Raw genomic sequence first — 17,253 nt, forward strand, 5'->3', positions numbered from 1 at the left:
CTCAGCCCTTCACGAAGAGTTGCCGCGGTACATTGGAAAGGCATTCAACACCGGTGTCGGTAATCGCGATGCTCTCGGTGATTTCGAGCCCCATGTCTTCCAGCCACAGGCCGGTCATGAAATGGAACGTCATGCCGGGTTTCAGCTCCGTGCGGTCGCCGGGGCGAAGGCTCATGGTGCGCTCGCCCCAATCAGGCGGATAAGAAAGTCCGATCGGATAGCCGGTGCGGTTGTCCTTGATGATCCCGTATTTTTTCAGCACGGCAAAAAAGGCATTGGCGATGTCTTCGCAGGTATTGCCGGGCTTGGCTGCGGAAAGACCGGCCTCCATGCCCTCGAGCGTTGCTTTCTCTGCGTCAAGGAATGCCTGTGTCGGTTTGCCGAGAAAGACCGTGCGTGACAGCGGGCAATGATAACGACGGTACGCGCCGGCGATTTCGAAGAAGGTACCTTCGTCTGAGCGCATCGGCTTGTCGTCCCATGTCAGGTGCGGGGCGGAAGCGTCGGCACCGGAAGGAAGGAGCGGCACGATGGCGGGGTAATCGCCGCCGAATTCTGCGGTGCCCCGAATGCCGGCATCGTATATCTCTGCCACGAGATCGCACTTGCGCATGCCCGGTTCAACGACGTCGACGATACGCTTGTGCATCAGTTCGACGATCTTGCCCGCCTTGCGCATATAGTCGAGTTCGGTCGGGCTTTTGACAGCGCGCTGCCAGTTCACGAGGCCGGCGGCATCCTTGAAACGTGCGTTTGGCAGATGTTTGTTCAGTGATGCGAAAGCTGCTGCCGAGAAGTAATAATTGTCCATTTCGACACCGACCGTCAGGCCTGACCAGCCCCGTTCCTCGATGATCTGCGACAACAGGTCCATCGGGTGCCGCTCGGTCGATTGAACATAGTGATCGGGATAGCCGATGATGTTGTCGTGGGCGAGGTATGCCGTGCGCTTGGCGCCATTCGCATCCTGTTTGCGACCGTACCAGATCGGCTCACCATCAGGCGGCACGAGCACACATTGGTGGACGTAGAAGGACCAGCCGTCATAACCCGTCAGCCAATGCATGTTGGACGGGTCGGTGACGACAAGCAGGTCGATACCGGCACTTTCCATGGCTTTCCGGGTTTTAGCCAGGCGCGCGGCATATTCCTCGCGCGTAAAGTTCAGCGTTACACTCACGCTGCGTCTCCCATTTTTACGCTGTTTTCGATGATTTGGCCGCTGCCCGCTTCTTTTGCTCGGGCAAAGGCGAGATTGGCGATGGCTGTGTCCTGCACGCCGGTGCCGGTCAGATCGGCAAAGGTGATGTCTTCGTTCGAGAGGCGGCCCTGTGACTTGCCGGCAATCACCTCTCCAAGCTCGGCGAATGGCTGATCCCGCTCGACGTAACCCGCGGCAATCGCGTGATGCAATTCGCCGAGAATGCGGGTCTGCGTAAGCCTGTCCGCGACATAGCGCACTCTGGCGAATACGGCCGGATCGATCTCGTTCTTGTGTTCGGCGTCCGATCCCATCGCGGTCAGATGCTGGCCTTGTTCCAGCCAGTCGGCGCGCAGGATTGGCTTTTCGGCCGGTGTCGTGGTGACGATGATGTCAGCGTTTCGCACCGCTGCCTGTGGATCCGCCACGGCGGACACTTCGATGCCGTGCTCCCTGGCAAAATCGCTAGCGAGCTTTTCAGCCTTGTCATGGTTTCGTGCCCAGATCCGCGCAGTTTTAATCGACCGCACCAGCGTCAAAGCCTCGAGCTGCAGACGCGCCTGCATGCCCGCCCCGAAAATCGTTGCGACGGACGCGTCCTTTCGTGCCATGTGCCGCGCCGCAACTGCACCGGCCGCAGCGGTGCGCACATCGGTAAGATAACCGTTGTCGAGAAGCAGGGCCTCCACCAGCCCGGTCCTCGCGCTGAAGAGGATCATGAGACCGTTGAGGCTCGGCAGGCCAAGCTTCGGATTGTCGAAGAAGCCGGGGCTGACCTTGATGGCAAAGCCGTCGAAACCCGGCACATAGGCAGTCTTAACATCCACTTCGCCGCGAAATTCGGGAATATCGAGCCGGAGGATCGGCGGCATGGCGACAGCTTTGGTGGCAAGGGCGGCAAAGGCCTGCTCCACGCAGTCGACCGCGGAAAGGTCGAGCTTAACGACGGCGCGCAGTTCTTTTTCGGTCAGGATGGTGATGCTGCTCATGCGGCTCCCCCGTCGATGATGGTCTTGTGGAGCGCCGGATCGATGTTTCCGCCCGATACGATGATCGCGGTCGGGCCGCTGATGGTGACCTTGCCCGCCAGCACGGCAGCGAAGCCAACGGCGCCTGCGCCTTCCACTGTCAGGCCTTCCTCGTGGGCCGCATGGCGGATGCCTGCTGCGATCTCGTCTTCGGAAACCAGCACGATGTCATCAAGTAATGCCTGGCAAAGCGCAAAGGTCACACGGTTCGCCAGTCCGATCCCGCCGCCAAGCGAATCCGCCAGCGTCTCTTCCTCACGGACCGAGACGGGCCGGCCCGCTTTGACCGACGCATGCATGGCCGCACCCCGCTCCATGGAAATGCCGATGACCCGCGCCTCTGGCTTCAGCGCCTTAACCGCGACGGCGATGCCGCCCGCGAGACCTCCGCCCGAGAGAGGAATGAGAATTGTCTCTAGGTCTGGCATGTCTTCAATGACTTCGAGGCCAATCGTGCCCTGGCCAGCCACGACGTCGGCATGATCGAACGGCGGGATAGCGGTGAGCCCGCCGCTTTTGGTCAGCCGCTCCACTTCCTCCTGCGCGTCATCCTGCGACCTGCCCACGATCCGTATCTCCGCGCCCAGCGCCCGGATCGCTTCCACCTTGTTTGCCGGCACCAGCGACGACATGCAGATCGTGGCGCGAATACCCAGTTTCTCTGCCGCATAGGCCACCGCCCGGCCATGATTGCCGGTGGAGGCGGTGACGAGGCCCCGCTGGCGCTTCTCATCGCCGAGAGAGAGAATGGCGTTCATAGCGCCTCGCAGCTTGAAGGCGCCGATAGGCTGAAGGGTTTCAAGCTTCAGATGAACGGGATAACCAACGCGTTTCGAAAGATTGTCCGAGCGAACCAACGGTGTTCGCTCAACCCTTCCCTCAAGCCGCGCCGCAGCCTGCTCTATCGCTTCCAGTGAGACCGGCAGCGGGTTCTTGTACGTCGATATGGACAGGTTTTCGCTCTTCATGATTGTCATGTTGTGAGCGAAGTAAAATCATGTCAATTATTATATTGTAATGATTCAATGATTTTCGGGTGGCAGCCTCAGCCGATCGAACCGATATCGTAGACCGGCGGCAGTTGCTCGAAGGTCTGTCGCACCGTGGTCAAAGCCTTGATAAGGCTCGCATGGTTGAGGCGACCGCCAAGGCAAATGCGGATGCCGCCGCCATGGCCGGGACCGGCAATGAATGGCTCTGATGGAGTAACCGCGACATTCTGGTTCGTCAGCGCGCGTACAAGGCCGTCCTCCGTCCAGCGCGGCGGAACCTTCAGCCAGGCGCAGAAGGAAAGGGGATGGGTCGAGGCGATATGCTGGCCTAGGATATCCACTGCAATTTTCTGCCGCGCCCGCGCTTCGGCGCGCTGCACATCCAGCAGCCGCAAGGCAGTGCCGTTTTCGACCCAGCGCGTCGCTATTTCTGCGGTGAGATAGGTTCCGCTCCAGCTCGACACCCGCAGGATGGACGCGGCGCGGATGGAGTAGGCCGGCGGCACGACAAGATAGCCGACGCGCAGCCCCGTCAGGACCGCTTTCGTGAAGCTGGTGACGAAAAAGCCGAGATCAGGCAGCATTTCAGTGATGGATGGCAGATCATCCTCGATGATCGGGCGATAAACTTCGTCTTCGATGACAAAGACGCCGTAGCGTTCGGCAATTGTCGCAATCTCCCGTCTGCGCTCCGCGCCCGATACATGCCCCGTGGGATTGTTGAGGGTGGGAATAAGCACCAGCGCCCTGACGCCGCCTGATGCACACGCGGCCTCCAGCGCGTCCGGTAAAACGCCCTCTTCATCGGTCGGCAGGCCCTTGAGGCTGAAACCGAGGATGTTCGACAGGCCGATAATGCCGTGGTCCGTGAGGTTCTCGCAGAGAACCACGTCGTTCGATCGAATGATGCAGCTCAGGGCAAGGAAAATGCCGTGGGCTGCGCCGTTAGTGACGAGGATACGTTCCGCACCGGCGGTCACGCCCATCATGGTGAGCCAGGTTCGGGCGGTTTCCCGGTGGCTGTCGAGGCCGGCCACCGGCCGGCAGGGGCGCATGAAACCCGAATTGTCACCATCGGCCAATTCACGAAGGATGGCGCGTGAGGCGTTTTCATGCTCGTCGAGATAGACGCCGCGAATAATGGAGAGATCGAGGACCTCAGTCGGGCTGTGGTCGAGCATCATGCGGCCCGCCCGGTCCGTCACCCGTGTCTTCACGAAGGTGCCACGGCCGATCTCGCCACTGAGATAACCCAGCCGTTCAGCCTCCTTGTAGGACAGGCTGACGGTCTGGACAGACAGTCCGAGTTCGCGGGCCAGATCGCGGTGGGTCGGCATGCGGTCCATCGGCTTCAGAACGCCGGCGTCGATATCGGCGATGATGCGTTCGGTCAGTGCCGAATGTTTCGTTTCGCCCTTCTGCTTGGCGAGAACTGGCCGCCATGCCACCGGTCTCGTTGCGGGAACCGGATCGAGGCTGAGCGGATTGGCTTGACGGCGCATGAAATTGTCTCGTTTTAGACGAAGATGATTTCATGACATTATGCACGGTTCGGCGAAAAGATGAAGCCTTATGCAGCGTAGATGACAATTGCATCCAAAACAGGCGCAATCGTCATCTCCCTGCTGTCCGGACGTGCAGTTACTGGTCCGGTAAACGCCTGGCTGGTGATCAGATTTTTTCGCCAGCCTGGACCAGATCATCCATGACGCTGCGGACGGCGGCTTCGGCGATGGCGATGATCTCGTCCACCTCCGCCTTCGTCGTGACGAGCGGCGGTGCAAAGCCCAGAATATCGCCATGCGGCATGGCCCGCGCAATAAGGCCGCCATTGCGTGCCGCCTTCGAAACTCGCGCACCAACCGCAAGACCCGGTGCAAAACGTGTCTTCTTTTCCCGGTCCGCCACGAATTCGATGGCGCCCATCAGGCCCACGCCACGCACCTCGCCGACGATTGGAAGCTGTGCGAACCTTGCCTTCAACTGCTCCTGAAAATAGTTGCCGACGGCCCGTGCATTGCCCGGCAGGTCTTCCTTTTCCACGATATCAAGCACGGCGTTTGCCGCAGCCGCACCGATGGGATGTCCGGAATAGGTGTAGCCGTGCGAGAAGGCGCCGACGCGATCAGCGCCCTCCTCCATCACCTTGTAGACTTTCTCTCCTACGATCGCGCCGGAGAGCGGGAAATAGGCTGATGTCAGACCCTTGGCGACGGTGATCAGATCCGGCTCGATGCCGTAATGTTGCGAGCCGAACATGGAGCCTGTACGCCCGAAGCCGGTAATCACCTCATCGGCAATCAACAGGACATCGTATTTTCTGAGAACATCCTGTATCGCCGGCCAGTAGCCTTCCGGCGGCGGCGTGATGCCCCCCGTGCCAAGCACCGGTTCGGCAATAAAGGCGCCGATTGTGTCGGGGCCTTCGCGCAGAATGAGCCCTTCCAGTTCGTCAGCGCGCCGTTTTGAGAATTCCAGTTCTGTTTCACCGGCTTCAGCGCCCCAATAATGGTGGGGGACGCCGGTGTGCAGCACGCCAGCGCGCGGCAGGTCCATGTGGTCGTGATAAAAGCTCATGCCGGTCATGGAACCGGAAACGACGCTGCAGCCGTGATATCCCCGCTCGCGGGAAATGATCTTCTTCTTCTCCGGCTTGCCGCGCAGATTGTTGTAATACCAGACGAGCTTGGCCTGGGTCTCGTTGGCGTCCGAGCCGGACATGCCATAAAACACCTTGCTCATCTTGCCGGGCGCCATCTTCACCAGCCGGTCGGACAGGATCGCCAGTTCGTCGGTCGTGTGGGCGGCGTAGGAATGATAATAGGCGAGCCGATAGGCCTGACGGGAAATGGCTTCCGCCACCTCGGTGCGACCGTAACCGACATTGACGCAATAAAGACCGGCAAAGCCATCGATCAACTGCTTGCCGTGCGCGTCCTGAATGCGGATGCCCTTGCCGGTTTCAACGATGGTCGGTTCCCCGAGCTTGCCGCTGGCGAAGTCTTTCAGCTGCGTGAAGGGGTGCAGAACCGCATTTCGATCCATTTCCGCGATATTTTTGATGTCGATGGTCATAGGCGGGTTCCTTTCAGGCAGCCAGATTGCCGAAGCAGACATATTTGGGTTCGAGATATTCCATCAGGCCGTGGCGCGAGCCTTCGCGACCGAGGCCGGATTGTTTCCAGCCGCCGAAGGGAATTGGCGCACCGGTGAATTTCGGCGTATTGACGGCAACCATGCCGTATTCCAGCTGGTCGGTCAGGCGCATCGCCCGGCCCAGATCGTTGGTGTAGACATAGGCCGCAAGCCCCATCTCGGTTGCATTGGCGCGGCGGACGACCTCACTCTCATCATCGAAGGGAAGGATGGCGGCCACAGGCCCGAAGGTTTCCTCACGTGCGATCAGCATGTCGTCAGTCACATCAGCCAGCACGGTTGGCGTTACGAAATTGCCGCCGAGCGGACTGTCCTGCCCGCCGCAGACGAGGCGCGCGCCAGCGGAGAGCGCCTGTGCGATCTGCTGACGGCACTTTTCGGCGACTGATGGCCGTGTCATCGGCCCAATGTCGATGCCCGGTTCAAGGCCGTGGCCAACGGTCAGTCTGGAAGTTGCGTCGGCAAACCGATCGATGAAGCGGTCATAGAGCGCTCGCTGAACATAGATGCGATTTGCCGCCAGGCAGTCCTGGCCAGATGTAGCGAATTTGGCGCTGATGCACCCCGCCACCGCTTGAGAAAGATCAGAATCCCCAAATACGATGAAGGGTGCATGACCACCCAGCTCCAGCGACGCTTTCTTGACGGTTGCCGCCGACTGGGTAAGGAGCAGCCGCCCGACCTCCGTCGAGCCAGTGAAGGAGAACGCCCGCACATCGGTATGCTCCAGAAGACGACGCGCCAGAGGCGCGGCTTCACCGGGCAGCACCTGCAATACGCCGGCCGGCATGCCTGCCTCCTCCGCAAGTTTTGCCAGAGCCAGCGCCGAGAGCGGAGTTTCGGGTGCCGGCTTGACGATCATGGTGCAACCGGCGGCAAGGGCCGCTCCGGCCTTGCGGGCTATCATGGCTGACGGGAAGTTCCATGGCGTGATCGCTGCCGTTACGCCGATCGGCTGCATCCGTACGGAGAGATTGCCACCTTTCAGGTGGCTCGGTATTGTCTCGCCATAGGATCGCTCGCCTTCGCTCGCGAACCAGTCGAGAAAATTGGCCGCGTAGGAAATTTCCCCCAGCGATTCTTCCAGCGGCTTGCCCTGCTCGGCGCTGATGATAATGGCGAGATCGCGCGCATTGTCGCGCATCAGTCTGCCCCAGCTCCGCAGGATGTCGCCGCGTTCTACCGGCAGCGTCTCGCGCCAGTGAAGGAAGGCTGCGCTGGCGGCCTCTATGGCGGAATCGACATCATCGAGAGAGCAGGCGGTCACATCCACGAGATGGCCGCCGCCTGCTGGGTCGATAACGCTCAGCCTCTCGCTGCGCTCCACCCATATCCCGCCCAAAAAGGCGCGATGCTCGATCAGATCGGGCCGGCGAAGGTTCTTCAACGCGGCGCTGGCAATACCTTTCATGAATATGCTCCATTTTCATTTGCGTGAAGCTTAGCGTCGCTGCATGATCGATCTCCGGCATTTATTTCCTGCTTGGCGCAGAAATAATGCTGATTTTACCCGAATACGCAGGAATTCTGCATGACCAATATTGATCGAGCCGACAGGGCGCTGCTTGACGCCGTGCAAAAGAACAACCGCCTGACGTCGGAGGAGCTGGCGCGGATCGTCAATCTCTCGCCGACGGCCTGCCAGAGGCGGCTCAAGCGATTACGGGAGGAGGGAGTGATCGAGGCGGATGTGGCGATCATCTCGCCCAAAGCCGTGGGACGGGGCATCACCATGATCGTCCTCGTGTCGTTGGAACGGGAGCGTGCGGACATCGTCGATCGCTTCAAGTCGGCGATCCGTGCGACGCGCGAAGTCATGATCGGCTATTATGTCACCGGCGATGCCGATTTCATTCTGGTAATCACGGCAAAGGACATGGAGGACTACGAGGCCTTCACCCGCCGCTTCTTTTATGAAAACCACGACATTAAAGGGTTCAAGACAATGGTCGTCATGGACCGCGTGAAGGCCGGATTCGCCTTTCCTATCGAAGACTGACCGGCCAGAGGCCTGCTAACATGTCTGTGTCGGGACTTCCGCCTTTTGTACGGTCGTTCTAGTTCTGGACGGGCTGCAAGACCCTGCCCAAGCAGCGGGGAAAGGAAGGAGGCCCGGATATCCGTGCGATGACAGATCCGGAGCCTCCGGGAGCTGGGAGTTCATGTAAGCCCTGCGCAGGCAGATCATGCGCTCGCAATTTGGAACATTGTCGCGCGCTATTGCGTGATTTCGGGTTCTACGAGTTTGGCAAGCTTGCGCAGTGACTCCTGCCAGCCGAGATAACATGCATCAGCCGGAATGATATCCGGCACGCCCTCCTGTTCGATATTCACTTCGGTGCCGGATGCCACTGCCTTCATGTTCACCGTGACTTTCATTTCGCCAGGCAGGTTGGGATCGTCGAAGCGGTCCGTGTAGACAAGGCGCTCTCCGGGCACGAGTTCAACATAGGTCCCGCCAAAGGAATGACTGTCGCCCGTCGTGAAATTTCGGAAAGACATCCGGTGATTGCCGCCGACCTTCGCATTCAGTTCATGAACGGTACAGGTGAACCCGAATGGCGGGAGCCAGCTTGAAATCGCATCCGGTTCGATGAAAGCGCGATAGAGCTTTTCGGGTTTCGTTGCGAAGACGCGATGTAGACGAATGACGCTTGGCATGGTTTCCTCCTGTTGATGCGTTGTCATTCAACGTGGTCGATCATTGTCGGGCTGAACAGCAGCCGGATATAGCGGTGAAGATGGTCGAGGCTTTCGACGGCTTGCTGCGGATTCCCGCTCGCTTTTGCCAGAATGAAGGCGCCCTGGATGACCGCTTGAATGTGCAGGGCAAGACTTTCCGCCGTAAATGTCTCTGTTATCTTGTATTGATCCAGGGCTGCTTCGATATCGCTGACAAGTGTTTCGGCGTGGCCTGAAATGCTGGTCCAGCACGCTTGCCGGATCGCCTCGCTGGTCTCGTAAACCTCCTGCGCCATGGTGCCGACAAAGCAGGTAAAATCCGGCAAGTCGCCCTGTATCAACTGCTTGCGGAAGGCGACATAGTTCAGCAGTCGCTCCAGTGGATCAGCGGCATCATGATAGGACGCGGTTTCGAACACGGCACCGGTTACCTCCGACCAGTGCTGGGCAGCCGCGACCGCCATTTCCTCCTTGCTGGAGAAATGGTGAAAGAATGCACCTTTGGACAGCTCGGCCTTGGCGCAGACATCGTCAACTGTCGTCGCGGCGTAACCTTTCGTCCGGATGACGGTAAATGCCGCCTCCAGCAGGCCCGGCCTGGTCAATGGGTTCTGTTTCCTTGCCACATCAAATCTCCCTTGCTTGATTAAATACAGACTAGTCGGTATTTAATCAAGCGGAATTTTACTGGTGTGTTGTCCGGTGACTTCCCGGTCCAATATTGTTGGGCAGGATGGCGCATAACGGAAGGCGCGCGCTCGATCACGCGAGGGAGCGCGCCGCTCCCGCGCCGTCATTAAAATGCGCAGATCCGGGCAGTTCTACTCCAGCGCCACCATGTAGGCTGGTAACTGCTCTTCGAAAAATTTCGAGAAAGTTGCGATGCGGGGCGGCAGGGCCTGATAGGGCGGATAATAGAGCGTCAGCCAGAGTTCCGGCGGCGACCAGCCGGGCAGGACATGGACGAGGCGGCCGCTGTGGATATGCTGTGCGATGTTGAAGCCCGGCAGCAAGGCGACCCCTGCGCCATCCGCAGCCATATCGGCCAGAACCTCGCCGCTATTGGCGCTGAAGGCACGACCTGCCGTTATCGTGATACTTGACCCGCCATCTGACAGAACCCAATTCTCCCGACGGCTCTCGCCGCTGTAGGCAAGGCAATCGTCAGGCGTCAGTTCAGCGGGGTGTTTCATCTGCGCGAACCGGCTGCCCGGAGCCGCCACCAATATGCGCGGTACAGCCCTGATCTTGCGCCATATGGTGAATTTGTCCGATGGGGCGGACGAGATACGGATCGCCAGATCGTAGTCATCATCCACGATATTGACCAGGCCATCCGATAACGAAATCTCGAAGCACATTTTCGGATAGAGTTCACGGAAGCCCGACAGGATCGGCGGCAGCACCGTTTTGCCGAGCCATGTCGGCGCGCTGATCCTCAGGCGTCCCTCGTCGGCCTTGTGGGCGTTGCGAACATCGCGCCGGGCGTTCTCCAAAGCCTCGACCGCCGGCTGAATCTGTGCGGCGAAGACGGCCCCGTCCGTCGTGAGCGATACCTGACGGGTGGTCCGGACGAATAATTGCACGCCGAGATCATCTTCAAGTGCTGCAATCGCACGGGTGACGGCCGCTGCCGTCATGCCGAGTTCACGGGCCACCTGCGCGAAGTTGCGCTTTTCGGCCGCCATCAGGAAGGTTTTGAGAGCTTTGTGATCGTTCATCTCTATTATTTCAAAAATCGCAATTCATTCAAGAAAAATATTGCAATTCCGCGATGCAATCAAGCGGGTTACATCTTTCTCCATCGAAACGGGCATACCAACAGCGAAAGGCGCCGACGATGATCAAGGATATCAAGGGCCTGCACCACGTTACCTCGATGGCGTCGGATGCGCGGCAGAACAACAGCTTCTTCACCGATACGCTCGGCCTGCGCCGGGTCAAGAAAACCGTTAACTTCGACGAGCCAAGCGTCTATCACCTTTATTACGGTGACGAAAAGGGAACCCCGGGCACCGTCATGACGTATTTTCCCTTCGCCAACATGATGGCCGGCCGTCCGGGCGTCGGCGAAGTGGGCGAGACACAGTTTTCCGTCCCCAAGGGTTCGCTCGGCTTCTGGAAAGATCGTCTCATTACGAAAGGTGCCGCCGGCCTTCAGGCCGATACGGTCTTCGGTGCACAGCGCCTGCGTTTTACCGGTCCGGATGGCGATGGACTCGCGCTGATCGAAACGGATAACGATGCCCGCGCTCCATGGCTTGCCGAGGGCATCTCCGAAGACAACGCCATACGCGGCTTTACCGGCGCGCGCTTCAATCTGAATGATACGGCGGCGACCGAGGAACTGCTTCGCTTCATGGGATATGAGCGCGCCGATGCAGAAGGCGATGTAACCCGCTTCGTCATTCCCGGCGGCAACGGCGCCGATACGATTGATCTCGCCACACTGCCAAAGACGCCCTTTGCCCGTCCGGGAGCCGGTTCGGTTCATCACATCGCTTTCGCGGTTGAAAACCGTCAAAAGCAGCTGGACGTGCGCAAGGCGCTGATGGACACCGGCTATCAGGTCACCCCTGTCATCGACCGCGATTACTTTTGGGCGATCTATTTCCGCACGCCGGGCGGCATCCTGTTCGAAATCGCCACCAACGAACCCGGTTTCGATCGCGACGAGGATACCGCGCATCTGGGCGAAGCGCTCAAGCTGCCAAGCCGTTATGAGCCTTTCCGCAATCAGATCGAGGCGAACCTCGCTCCCCTTGCGGCATAAAGCGGGTCGTTGATCCGCATCCACTGAAGAAATCATATCCACGCTTTCAAGGCGGCTGCCCCTGCCGGGCAGCTGACCGGCGAAGCCTTGTCAATTTCACCGCCGTCGATCGGCAATCACCACCTGAACGGAGAACCACCATGTCGAAGCTTGAAGTCCTTACTCCCGCCAACAGCCAGATCATCTTCATCGACCAGCAGCCGCAGATGGCTTTCGGTGTGCAGTCGATCGATCGCCAGAGCCTGAAGAACAATGTCGTCGGCCTCGCCAAGGCTGCAAAGATCTTCAACATTCCGACGACAATCACCACGGTTGAAACGGAAAGCTTCTCCGGCAACACCTTCCCGGAACTGCTGGCAGTATTCCCGGAAAACGACATTCTCGAGCGTACCTCGATGAATTCCTGGGATGACCAGAATGTCCGCGATGCCCTGGCGAAGAATGCCGCCAACGGTCGCAAGAAGATCGTTGTTTCCGGCCTCTGGACGGAAGTGTGCAACACCACCTTCGCTCTTTCCGCGTTGCATGATGTCGCCGATTACGAAATCTACATGGTGGCGGATGCATCTGGCGGCACCTCTGTCGATGCGCATAAATATGCCATGGACCGCATGGTGCAGGCGGGCGTCATCCCCGTCACGTGGCAGCAGGTGCTGCTGGAATGGCAGCGCGACTGGGCGCGCAAGGAAACCTATGACGCCGTCACCTCGCTGGTGAAGGAACATTCAGGCGCTTACGGCATGGGCATCGATTATGCGGTCACGCATGTTCATGGCGGTGCTGAGCGCGTCAAGCACGGCAAGCGCATCGGCCCCAACCCCGCGAAATAAGCTTTCAACCCTGACGCGCCGGCGGGATCAATATCCCGGCCGGCGCGGCTTTATCCACCCAAAGGAGGTTTCCATGAAAGTCTATCTTCTGTCGCTTGGCGCCGGCCTGCTCGTCGGCATCGTTTACAGCCTGCTCAATGTGCGTTCGCCCGCGCCGCCCGTCATTGCATTGGTCGGTCTGCTGGGCATCCTGGTCGGAGAACAGATCATCCCTTTCGCAAGAACGATTATCGACAGGGAACCGGCCGCCGTTTCGTGGTTCAACCAGATCAAGCCGCACATGTTCGGTCATATGCCCAAGGGTGGTGTCGAAACGGTAGATATCGCCAAGGGCACCGCACCCATCGAGAGGGAGAGAAGCTGATGCCAACACGACGCACTTTCCTCGGCGCGGCATCCAGTCTCGCCTTTCCGAATCTGTTTTCACCGGCTAAGGCCGCTGATCCCATCAAGAGCGGAGCTTCGTCCATGCATCCAGATACCATCCTTCACAATGGCCGCGTCACGACACTTGATCGTGGCAATCCGAATGCAACGGCAGTCGCCATCAAGGATGGTCTGTTTCTCGAGGTGGGAAGCGATACCGAGGTCATGGCCCTTGCCGGGCCGGAAACGAAGATCATCGACCTGAGGGGCAAGCGGGTTCTGCCGGGCCTGATCGACAACCACACCCACGTCGTGCGTGGGGGCCTGAACTTCAATATGGAACTGCGCTGGGACGGCGTGCGCTCGCTTGCCGATGCCATGGACATGCTGAAACGCCAGGTCGCGATAACGCCAGCCCCGCAATGGGTGCGCGTCGTCGGCGGTTTCACCGAGCACCAATTCGTCGAAAAGCGCCTGCCGACCATCGAGGAGATCAATGCGGTCGCGCCTGATACGCCGGTCTTCCTTCTGCATCTTTACGACAGGGCGCTGCTGAACGGCGCGGCGCTGCGTGCCGTCGGTTATACCAAGGACACGCCGAACCCGCCCGGTGGCGAAATCACCCGTGATGCCAACGGCAATCCCACCGGCCTGCTGCTCGCCAAGCCAAATGCCGGCATTCTCTATTCGACGCTTGCCAAGGGGCCGAAACTGCCGCTCGACTATCAGGTCAATTCCACCCGCCATTTCATGCGCGAACTGAACCGGCTGGGTGTGACCGGCGTCATCGATGCCGGCGGCGGCTTCCAGAATTATCCGGATGATTACGAGGTGATCCAGAAGCTGTCGGATGAGAACCAGATGACCGTTCGGCTGGCCTACAACCTCTTCACGCAGAAGCCGAAACAGGAAAAGGAAGACTTCCTCAACTGGACGCAATCGGTCAAATACAAGCAGGGCAACGATTATTTCCGGCACAATGGTGCGGGTGAAATGCTGGTCTTTTCCGCGGCCGATTTCGAGGATTTCCGTCAGCCGCGGCCCGATATGCCGCCGGAGATGGAAGGCGAACTTGAAGATGTTGTCCGGATTCTCGCGGAAAACCGCTGGCCCTGGCGTCTGCATGCCACCTATGACGAGACCATTTCGCGGGCGCTGGATGTCTTCGAAAAGGTCAATCGTGATATCCCGCTCGAAGGGCTTAACTGGTTCTTCGACCATGCTGAAACCATTTCTGACCGCTCCATCGACCGTATCGCCGCGCTTGGCGGTGGCATCGCCACCCAGCACCGCATGGCCTATCAGGGCGAATATTTCGTCGAGCGTTATGGCCAGGGCGTGGCCGAAGCCACACCACCGATCCGGCGCATGCTCGATAAGGGTGTGAACGTTTCGGCCGGAACGGATGCAACGCGCGTCGCCTCCTACAATCCGTGGGTGTCGCTCTTCTGGATGGTGACCGGCAAGACCGTTGGCGGCATGCAGCTTTACCCGCGCGCCAATTGCCTCGACCGCGAAACGGCGCTGCGCATGTGGACGGAAAAAGTCACCTGGTTCTCGAATGAAGAAGGCAAGAAGGGCCGCATCGAGAAAGGCCAGTTCGCCGATCTCGTGGTGCCGGACAAGGACTTCTTCTCCTGTGCGGAGGATGAAATCTCCTTCCTTACCTCGGAACTGACGATGGTGGGTGGCAAGGTCGTCTATGGCGCCGGTGACTTCAAGGCACTGGACGAGAGCAATATTCCGCCGGCCATGCCAGACTGGTCGCCAGTGCGCAAGTTCGGCGGCTACGCCGCCTGGGGTGAACCGGATGGCGCCGGCGCCCGCTCGCTGCGCCGCACGGCCATCTCCACCTGCGGCTGTGCCAGCGATTGCGGTGTGCATGGTCACGACCATGCCGGTGCCTGGACATCGAAGCTGCCGATTGCCGATCTCAAAGGCTTCTTCGGTGCCTTGGGCTGCTCCTGCTGGGCGGTATAAGCCTCATAGGCAAAAGAAGCCACCCACGGGCGGCGCATGTGCCGCCCGTGGGATACGACCAACAGCCGATAAAAGAATATTACAAATTACGCAATTATATCGAAACTATTGATGCAATTGTTGGCGGTAATCCCTTGCGCCAATATCGCTCCATCAGATGAACGCCAGCGCCGCTCGAACCGAACGGCCAGTAGGAGCACATTATGACTGAGCCGTCTTCAACCCTTCGCCTTCGGGGCTTCCTTGCGGATATCGTTGCCGCACCCGCCACAAAAACCCTTGCGCTTCTGGCGCTTTGCTCGGCCTATATTCAGGGACCGCTGACGAAGATTTTCGACTTTCCCGGGGCGATTGCCGAGATGAACCATTTTGGCCTTCAGCCGGCGGTCGCATTCGCCGTGGTCGTCATCCTGTTCGAACTCACCGCCTCCGCTCTGGTCGTGTCGGGCTTCCTGCGCTGGGCCGGAGCTCTGGCACTGGCGGGCTTCACTCTTGTCGCCACCTTCATCGCTCTCCGCTTCTGGGAAATGGCGCCGGGCATGGACCGCATGATGGCCACCAATGCCTTCTTTGAACATCTAGGTCTCGCTGGCGCATTTGTCGTCGTCGCTGCAATCGATCTCACGAAAGGAACGGGCAAATGAGCGCCGCAAAATCCTCCGCAAGCAGTTTTGCTCCGCTTGCACAACCGGTCTTCGCCGTCCTCTGGGCCGCGACGGTGCTGGGCAATACCGGCAGCTTCATGCGTGATGTCGCGAGTTCATGGTTGATGACCGATCTTTCGGCCTCTCCGGCGGCTGTCGCCATGGTGCAGGCCGCTGGAACCCTGCCGATCTTTCTTCTGGCGATCCCGGCCGGCGTGCTGACCGATATTCTCGACCGACGCAAGTTCCTGATCGCAGTTCAGCTGTTGCTGGCCTCTGTCAGCGTCACCCTCATGGTTCTTGCGCACACCGGCCTTTTGTCCGTCAGCGCCCTGATCGGTCTCACCTTCCTCGGCGGTATCGGTGCGGCGCTGATGGGACCGACCTGGCAGGCCATCGTGCCGGAGCTGGTGAAGCGCGAGGATATCAAGAGCGCCGTGGCTCTGAACTCGCTCGGCATCAATATCGCCCGTTCCATCGGTCCGGCTGCTGGCGGCATCCTGCTTGCGGCCTTCGGCGCGGCATTTACCTATGGCGCCGATGTCGCCAGTTACTTCGTCGTCATCGCCGCCCTTTTGTGGTGGCCGCGGGTAAAGAACGCTGACGATGCGCTGGCCGAAGGTTTCCTCGGCGCTTTCCGGGCGGGCCTTCGTTACACCCGTGCCAGCAAGCCGCTTCATGTCGTGCTGCTGCGGGCCGCGATCTTCTTCGCTTTCGCCAGCGCCGTCTGGGCGCTGCTGCCCCTGGTTGCCCGGCAATTGCTCGGCGGAGACGCCAGCTTCTACGGTATTCTGCTCGGTGCTGTCGGCGCTGGCGCCATCGGCGGCGCGCTGGTCATGCCGAAGCTGCGCGAACGTTTCGATGCAGATGCCCTGCTTCTCGGTGCTGCCGTCATTACCGCACTCGTCATGGCCGCGCTTTCACTCGCACCGCCGAAGTGGCTTGCCATCATCGTCCTGCTGTTCCTCGGGGGCGCATGGATCACCGCTCTGACGACGCTGAACGGGGCCGCCCAGGCAGTTCTGCCAAACTGGGTGCGTGGCCGTGGCCTTGCTGTCTATCTCACCGTCTTCAACGGCGCGATGACGGCCGGCAGCCTTGGCTGGGGTGCTGTTGGTGAAGCCACAGGTGTGCCGGGTGCATTGCTGATCGGTGCTGCGGGACTGCTGGTTGCGGGCCTTGTCATGCACCGCCTGAAACTGCCTGCGGGTGATGCGGATATGGTGCCATCCAACCATTGGCCGGAACCGCTCGTTGCCGAGCCGGTGGCCCATGATCGCGGCCCGGTTCTGATCCTGATCGAATATAATGTCGAAAAGCATCACCGCTCCGCTTTCCTGCATGCACTCGACGAGCTTTCCCAGGAACGTCGCCGCGATGGCGCCTATGGCTGGGGTGTCACGGAAGACTCCGCTGATCCGCAGAAGATCGTCGAATGGTTCATGGTGGAATCCTGGGCGGAACATCTTCGCCAGCACAAGCGGGTTTCCAATGCCGATGCAGATTTGCAGGGCAAGGTGCTGGCTTATCATTCCGGGCTGGAAAAGCCTGTCGTGCGCCACTTCCTGACGATCAACCGTCCGGGCAAGGCATAAACAGAA

At 59.6% G+C, this 17,253-nt stretch carries 16 protein-coding genes; 7 read left to right on the forward strand and 9 right to left on the reverse strand.

Going from position 1 to position 17,253, the window contains the following annotated elements; translation table 11 throughout:
- Nucleotide 1: 1 nt before the first annotated feature.
- From doeA to BTN45_RS19655, 6 genes are all read right to left on the reverse strand, one after another.
- Nucleotides 2-1,180, reverse strand: coding sequence for an ectoine hydrolase DoeA (doeA, locus tag BTN45_RS19630; protein WP_113380679.1), 1,179 nt, complete (start codon nt 1,178-1,180; stop codon nt 2-4).
- Entirely contained in the window at nt 1,177-2,190 is a 1,014-nt protein-coding gene (gene eutC / locus BTN45_RS19635) for an ectoine utilization protein EutC (RefSeq protein ID WP_207590651.1), read from the reverse strand. The genes doeA and eutC overlap by 4 nt, the downstream gene beginning before the upstream one ends.
- Nucleotides 2,187-3,206, reverse strand: coding sequence for a hydroxyectoine utilization dehydratase EutB (eutB, locus tag BTN45_RS19640; protein WP_207590652.1), 1,020 nt, complete (start codon nt 3,204-3,206; stop codon nt 2,187-2,189). The genes eutC and eutB overlap by 4 nt, the downstream gene beginning before the upstream one ends.
- 68 nt (nt 3,207-3,274) lie before the next feature.
- Nucleotides 3,275-4,723: a PLP-dependent aminotransferase family protein gene (locus BTN45_RS19645; protein ID WP_207590653.1), complete on the reverse strand. Its 1,449-nt coding sequence runs from the start codon at nt 4,721-4,723 to the stop codon at nt 3,275-3,277.
- Nucleotides 4,724-4,892: 169 nt separating this feature from the next.
- The gene (locus BTN45_RS19650) at nt 4,893-6,296 is read right to left on the reverse strand and encodes an aspartate aminotransferase family protein (protein ID WP_207590654.1); all 1,404 of its coding nucleotides are present in this window, start codon (nt 6,294-6,296) and stop codon (nt 4,893-4,895) included.
- A 13-nt stretch (nt 6,297-6,309) separates the two neighbouring features.
- Nucleotides 6,310-7,788: an NAD-dependent succinate-semialdehyde dehydrogenase gene (locus BTN45_RS19655; protein ID WP_207590655.1), complete on the reverse strand. Its 1,479-nt coding sequence runs from the start codon at nt 7,786-7,788 to the stop codon at nt 6,310-6,312.
- 120 nt (nt 7,789-7,908) lie between these two features.
- Between BTN45_RS19655 and BTN45_RS19660 the strand changes: the two genes are divergently transcribed.
- Nucleotides 7,909-8,376: an Lrp/AsnC family transcriptional regulator gene (locus BTN45_RS19660; protein ID WP_004437479.1), complete on the forward strand. Its 468-nt coding sequence runs from the start codon at nt 7,909-7,911 to the stop codon at nt 8,374-8,376.
- A 218-nt stretch (nt 8,377-8,594) separates the two neighbouring features.
- Here BTN45_RS19660 and BTN45_RS19665 read toward each other — a convergent pair whose 3' ends face one another.
- From BTN45_RS19665 to BTN45_RS19675, 3 genes are all read right to left on the reverse strand, one after another.
- Complete coding sequence (locus tag BTN45_RS19665; RefSeq protein ID WP_022563373.1) at nt 8,595-9,038, reverse strand: SRPBCC family protein; 444 nt, start codon at nt 9,036-9,038, stop codon at nt 8,595-8,597.
- Nucleotides 9,039-9,061: 23 nt separating this feature from the next.
- Entirely contained in the window at nt 9,062-9,685 is a 624-nt protein-coding gene (locus BTN45_RS19670; protein WP_060942217.1) for a TetR/AcrR family transcriptional regulator, read from the reverse strand.
- 195 nt (nt 9,686-9,880) lie between these two features.
- A complete protein-coding gene (locus BTN45_RS19675) occupies nt 9,881-10,780 on the reverse strand; it encodes a LysR family transcriptional regulator (RefSeq protein WP_004437488.1) in 900 nt (299 codons plus the stop codon).
- A gap of 119 nt (nt 10,781-10,899) precedes the next feature.
- Here BTN45_RS19675 and BTN45_RS19680 point away from each other — a divergent pair, with 119 nt between their 5' ends.
- The 6 genes from BTN45_RS19680 (at nt 10,900) to BTN45_RS19705 (ending at nt 17,247) form a co-directional block, all read left to right on the forward strand.
- Nucleotides 10,900-11,832, forward strand: a complete 933-nt coding sequence (locus BTN45_RS19680; RefSeq protein WP_006699975.1) for a ring-cleaving dioxygenase — start codon at nt 10,900-10,902, stop codon at nt 11,830-11,832.
- Nucleotides 11,833-11,972: 140 nt separating this feature from the next.
- Entirely contained in the window at nt 11,973-12,662 is a 690-nt protein-coding gene (locus tag BTN45_RS19685) for a hydrolase (protein WP_207590656.1), read from the forward strand.
- A 73-nt stretch (nt 12,663-12,735) separates the two neighbouring features.
- Nucleotides 12,736-13,026 carry a XapX domain-containing protein gene (locus tag BTN45_RS19690; RefSeq protein WP_108081747.1) on the forward strand — a complete coding sequence of 97 codons (291 nt, stop codon included), beginning with the start codon at nt 12,736-12,738 and terminating at the stop codon, nt 13,024-13,026.
- The gene (locus tag BTN45_RS19695) at nt 13,026-15,008 is read left to right on the forward strand and encodes an amidohydrolase (protein ID WP_004437500.1); all 1,983 of its coding nucleotides are present in this window, start codon (nt 13,026-13,028) and stop codon (nt 15,006-15,008) included. Before BTN45_RS19690 ends, BTN45_RS19695 begins: the two co-directional genes overlap by 1 nt.
- 203 nt (nt 15,009-15,211) lie before the next feature.
- Nucleotides 15,212-15,652 (forward strand): DoxX family protein, encoded by a 441-nt coding sequence (locus BTN45_RS19700; RefSeq protein WP_006700135.1) that lies wholly within the window; start codon nt 15,212-15,214, stop codon nt 15,650-15,652.
- Complete coding sequence (locus tag BTN45_RS19705; protein ID WP_006700134.1) at nt 15,649-17,247, forward strand: MFS transporter; 1,599 nt, start codon at nt 15,649-15,651, stop codon at nt 17,245-17,247. Before BTN45_RS19700 ends, BTN45_RS19705 begins: the two co-directional genes overlap by 4 nt.
- Nucleotides 17,248-17,253: the final 6 nt, after the last annotated feature.

The organism is Rhizobium sp. ZX09 (assembly GCF_017357485.1).
GTDB classification, from domain to species: domain Bacteria; phylum Pseudomonadota; class Alphaproteobacteria; order Rhizobiales; family Rhizobiaceae; genus Agrobacterium; species Agrobacterium pusense.

Coding starts and splice junctions, on each gene's coding strand:
- eutC (WP_207590651.1), bottom strand. CDS start 2,190: ATGAGCAGCATCACCATCCTGACCGAAAAAGAACTGCGCGCCGTCGTT.
- eutB (WP_207590652.1), bottom strand. CDS start 3,206: ATGACAATCATGAAGAGCGAAAACCTGTCCATATCGACGTACAAGAAC.
- BTN45_RS19645 (WP_207590653.1), bottom strand. CDS start 4,723: ATGCGCCGTCAAGCCAATCCGCTCAGCCTCGATCCGGTTCCCGCAACG.
- BTN45_RS19650 (WP_207590654.1), bottom strand. CDS start 6,296: ATGACCATCGACATCAAAAATATCGCGGAAATGGATCGAAATGCGGTT.
- BTN45_RS19655 (WP_207590655.1), bottom strand. CDS start 7,788: ATGAAAGGTATTGCCAGCGCCGCGTTGAAGAACCTTCGCCGGCCCGAT.
- BTN45_RS19660 (WP_004437479.1), top strand. CDS start 7,909: ATGACCAATATTGATCGAGCCGACAGGGCGCTGCTTGACGCCGTGCAA.
- BTN45_RS19665 (WP_022563373.1), bottom strand. CDS start 9,038: ATGCCAAGCGTCATTCGTCTACATCGCGTCTTCGCAACGAAACCCGAA.
- BTN45_RS19675 (WP_004437488.1), bottom strand. CDS start 10,780: ATGAACGATCACAAAGCTCTCAAAACCTTCCTGATGGCGGCCGAAAAG.
- BTN45_RS19680 (WP_006699975.1), top strand. CDS start 10,900: ATGATCAAGGATATCAAGGGCCTGCACCACGTTACCTCGATGGCGTCG.
- BTN45_RS19685 (WP_207590656.1), top strand. CDS start 11,973: ATGTCGAAGCTTGAAGTCCTTACTCCCGCCAACAGCCAGATCATCTTC.
- BTN45_RS19690 (WP_108081747.1), top strand. CDS start 12,736: ATGAAAGTCTATCTTCTGTCGCTTGGCGCCGGCCTGCTCGTCGGCATC.
- BTN45_RS19695 (WP_004437500.1), top strand. CDS start 13,026: ATGCCAACACGACGCACTTTCCTCGGCGCGGCATCCAGTCTCGCCTTT.
- BTN45_RS19700 (WP_006700135.1), top strand. CDS start 15,212: ATGACTGAGCCGTCTTCAACCCTTCGCCTTCGGGGCTTCCTTGCGGAT.
- BTN45_RS19705 (WP_006700134.1), top strand. CDS start 15,649: ATGAGCGCCGCAAAATCCTCCGCAAGCAGTTTTGCTCCGCTTGCACAA.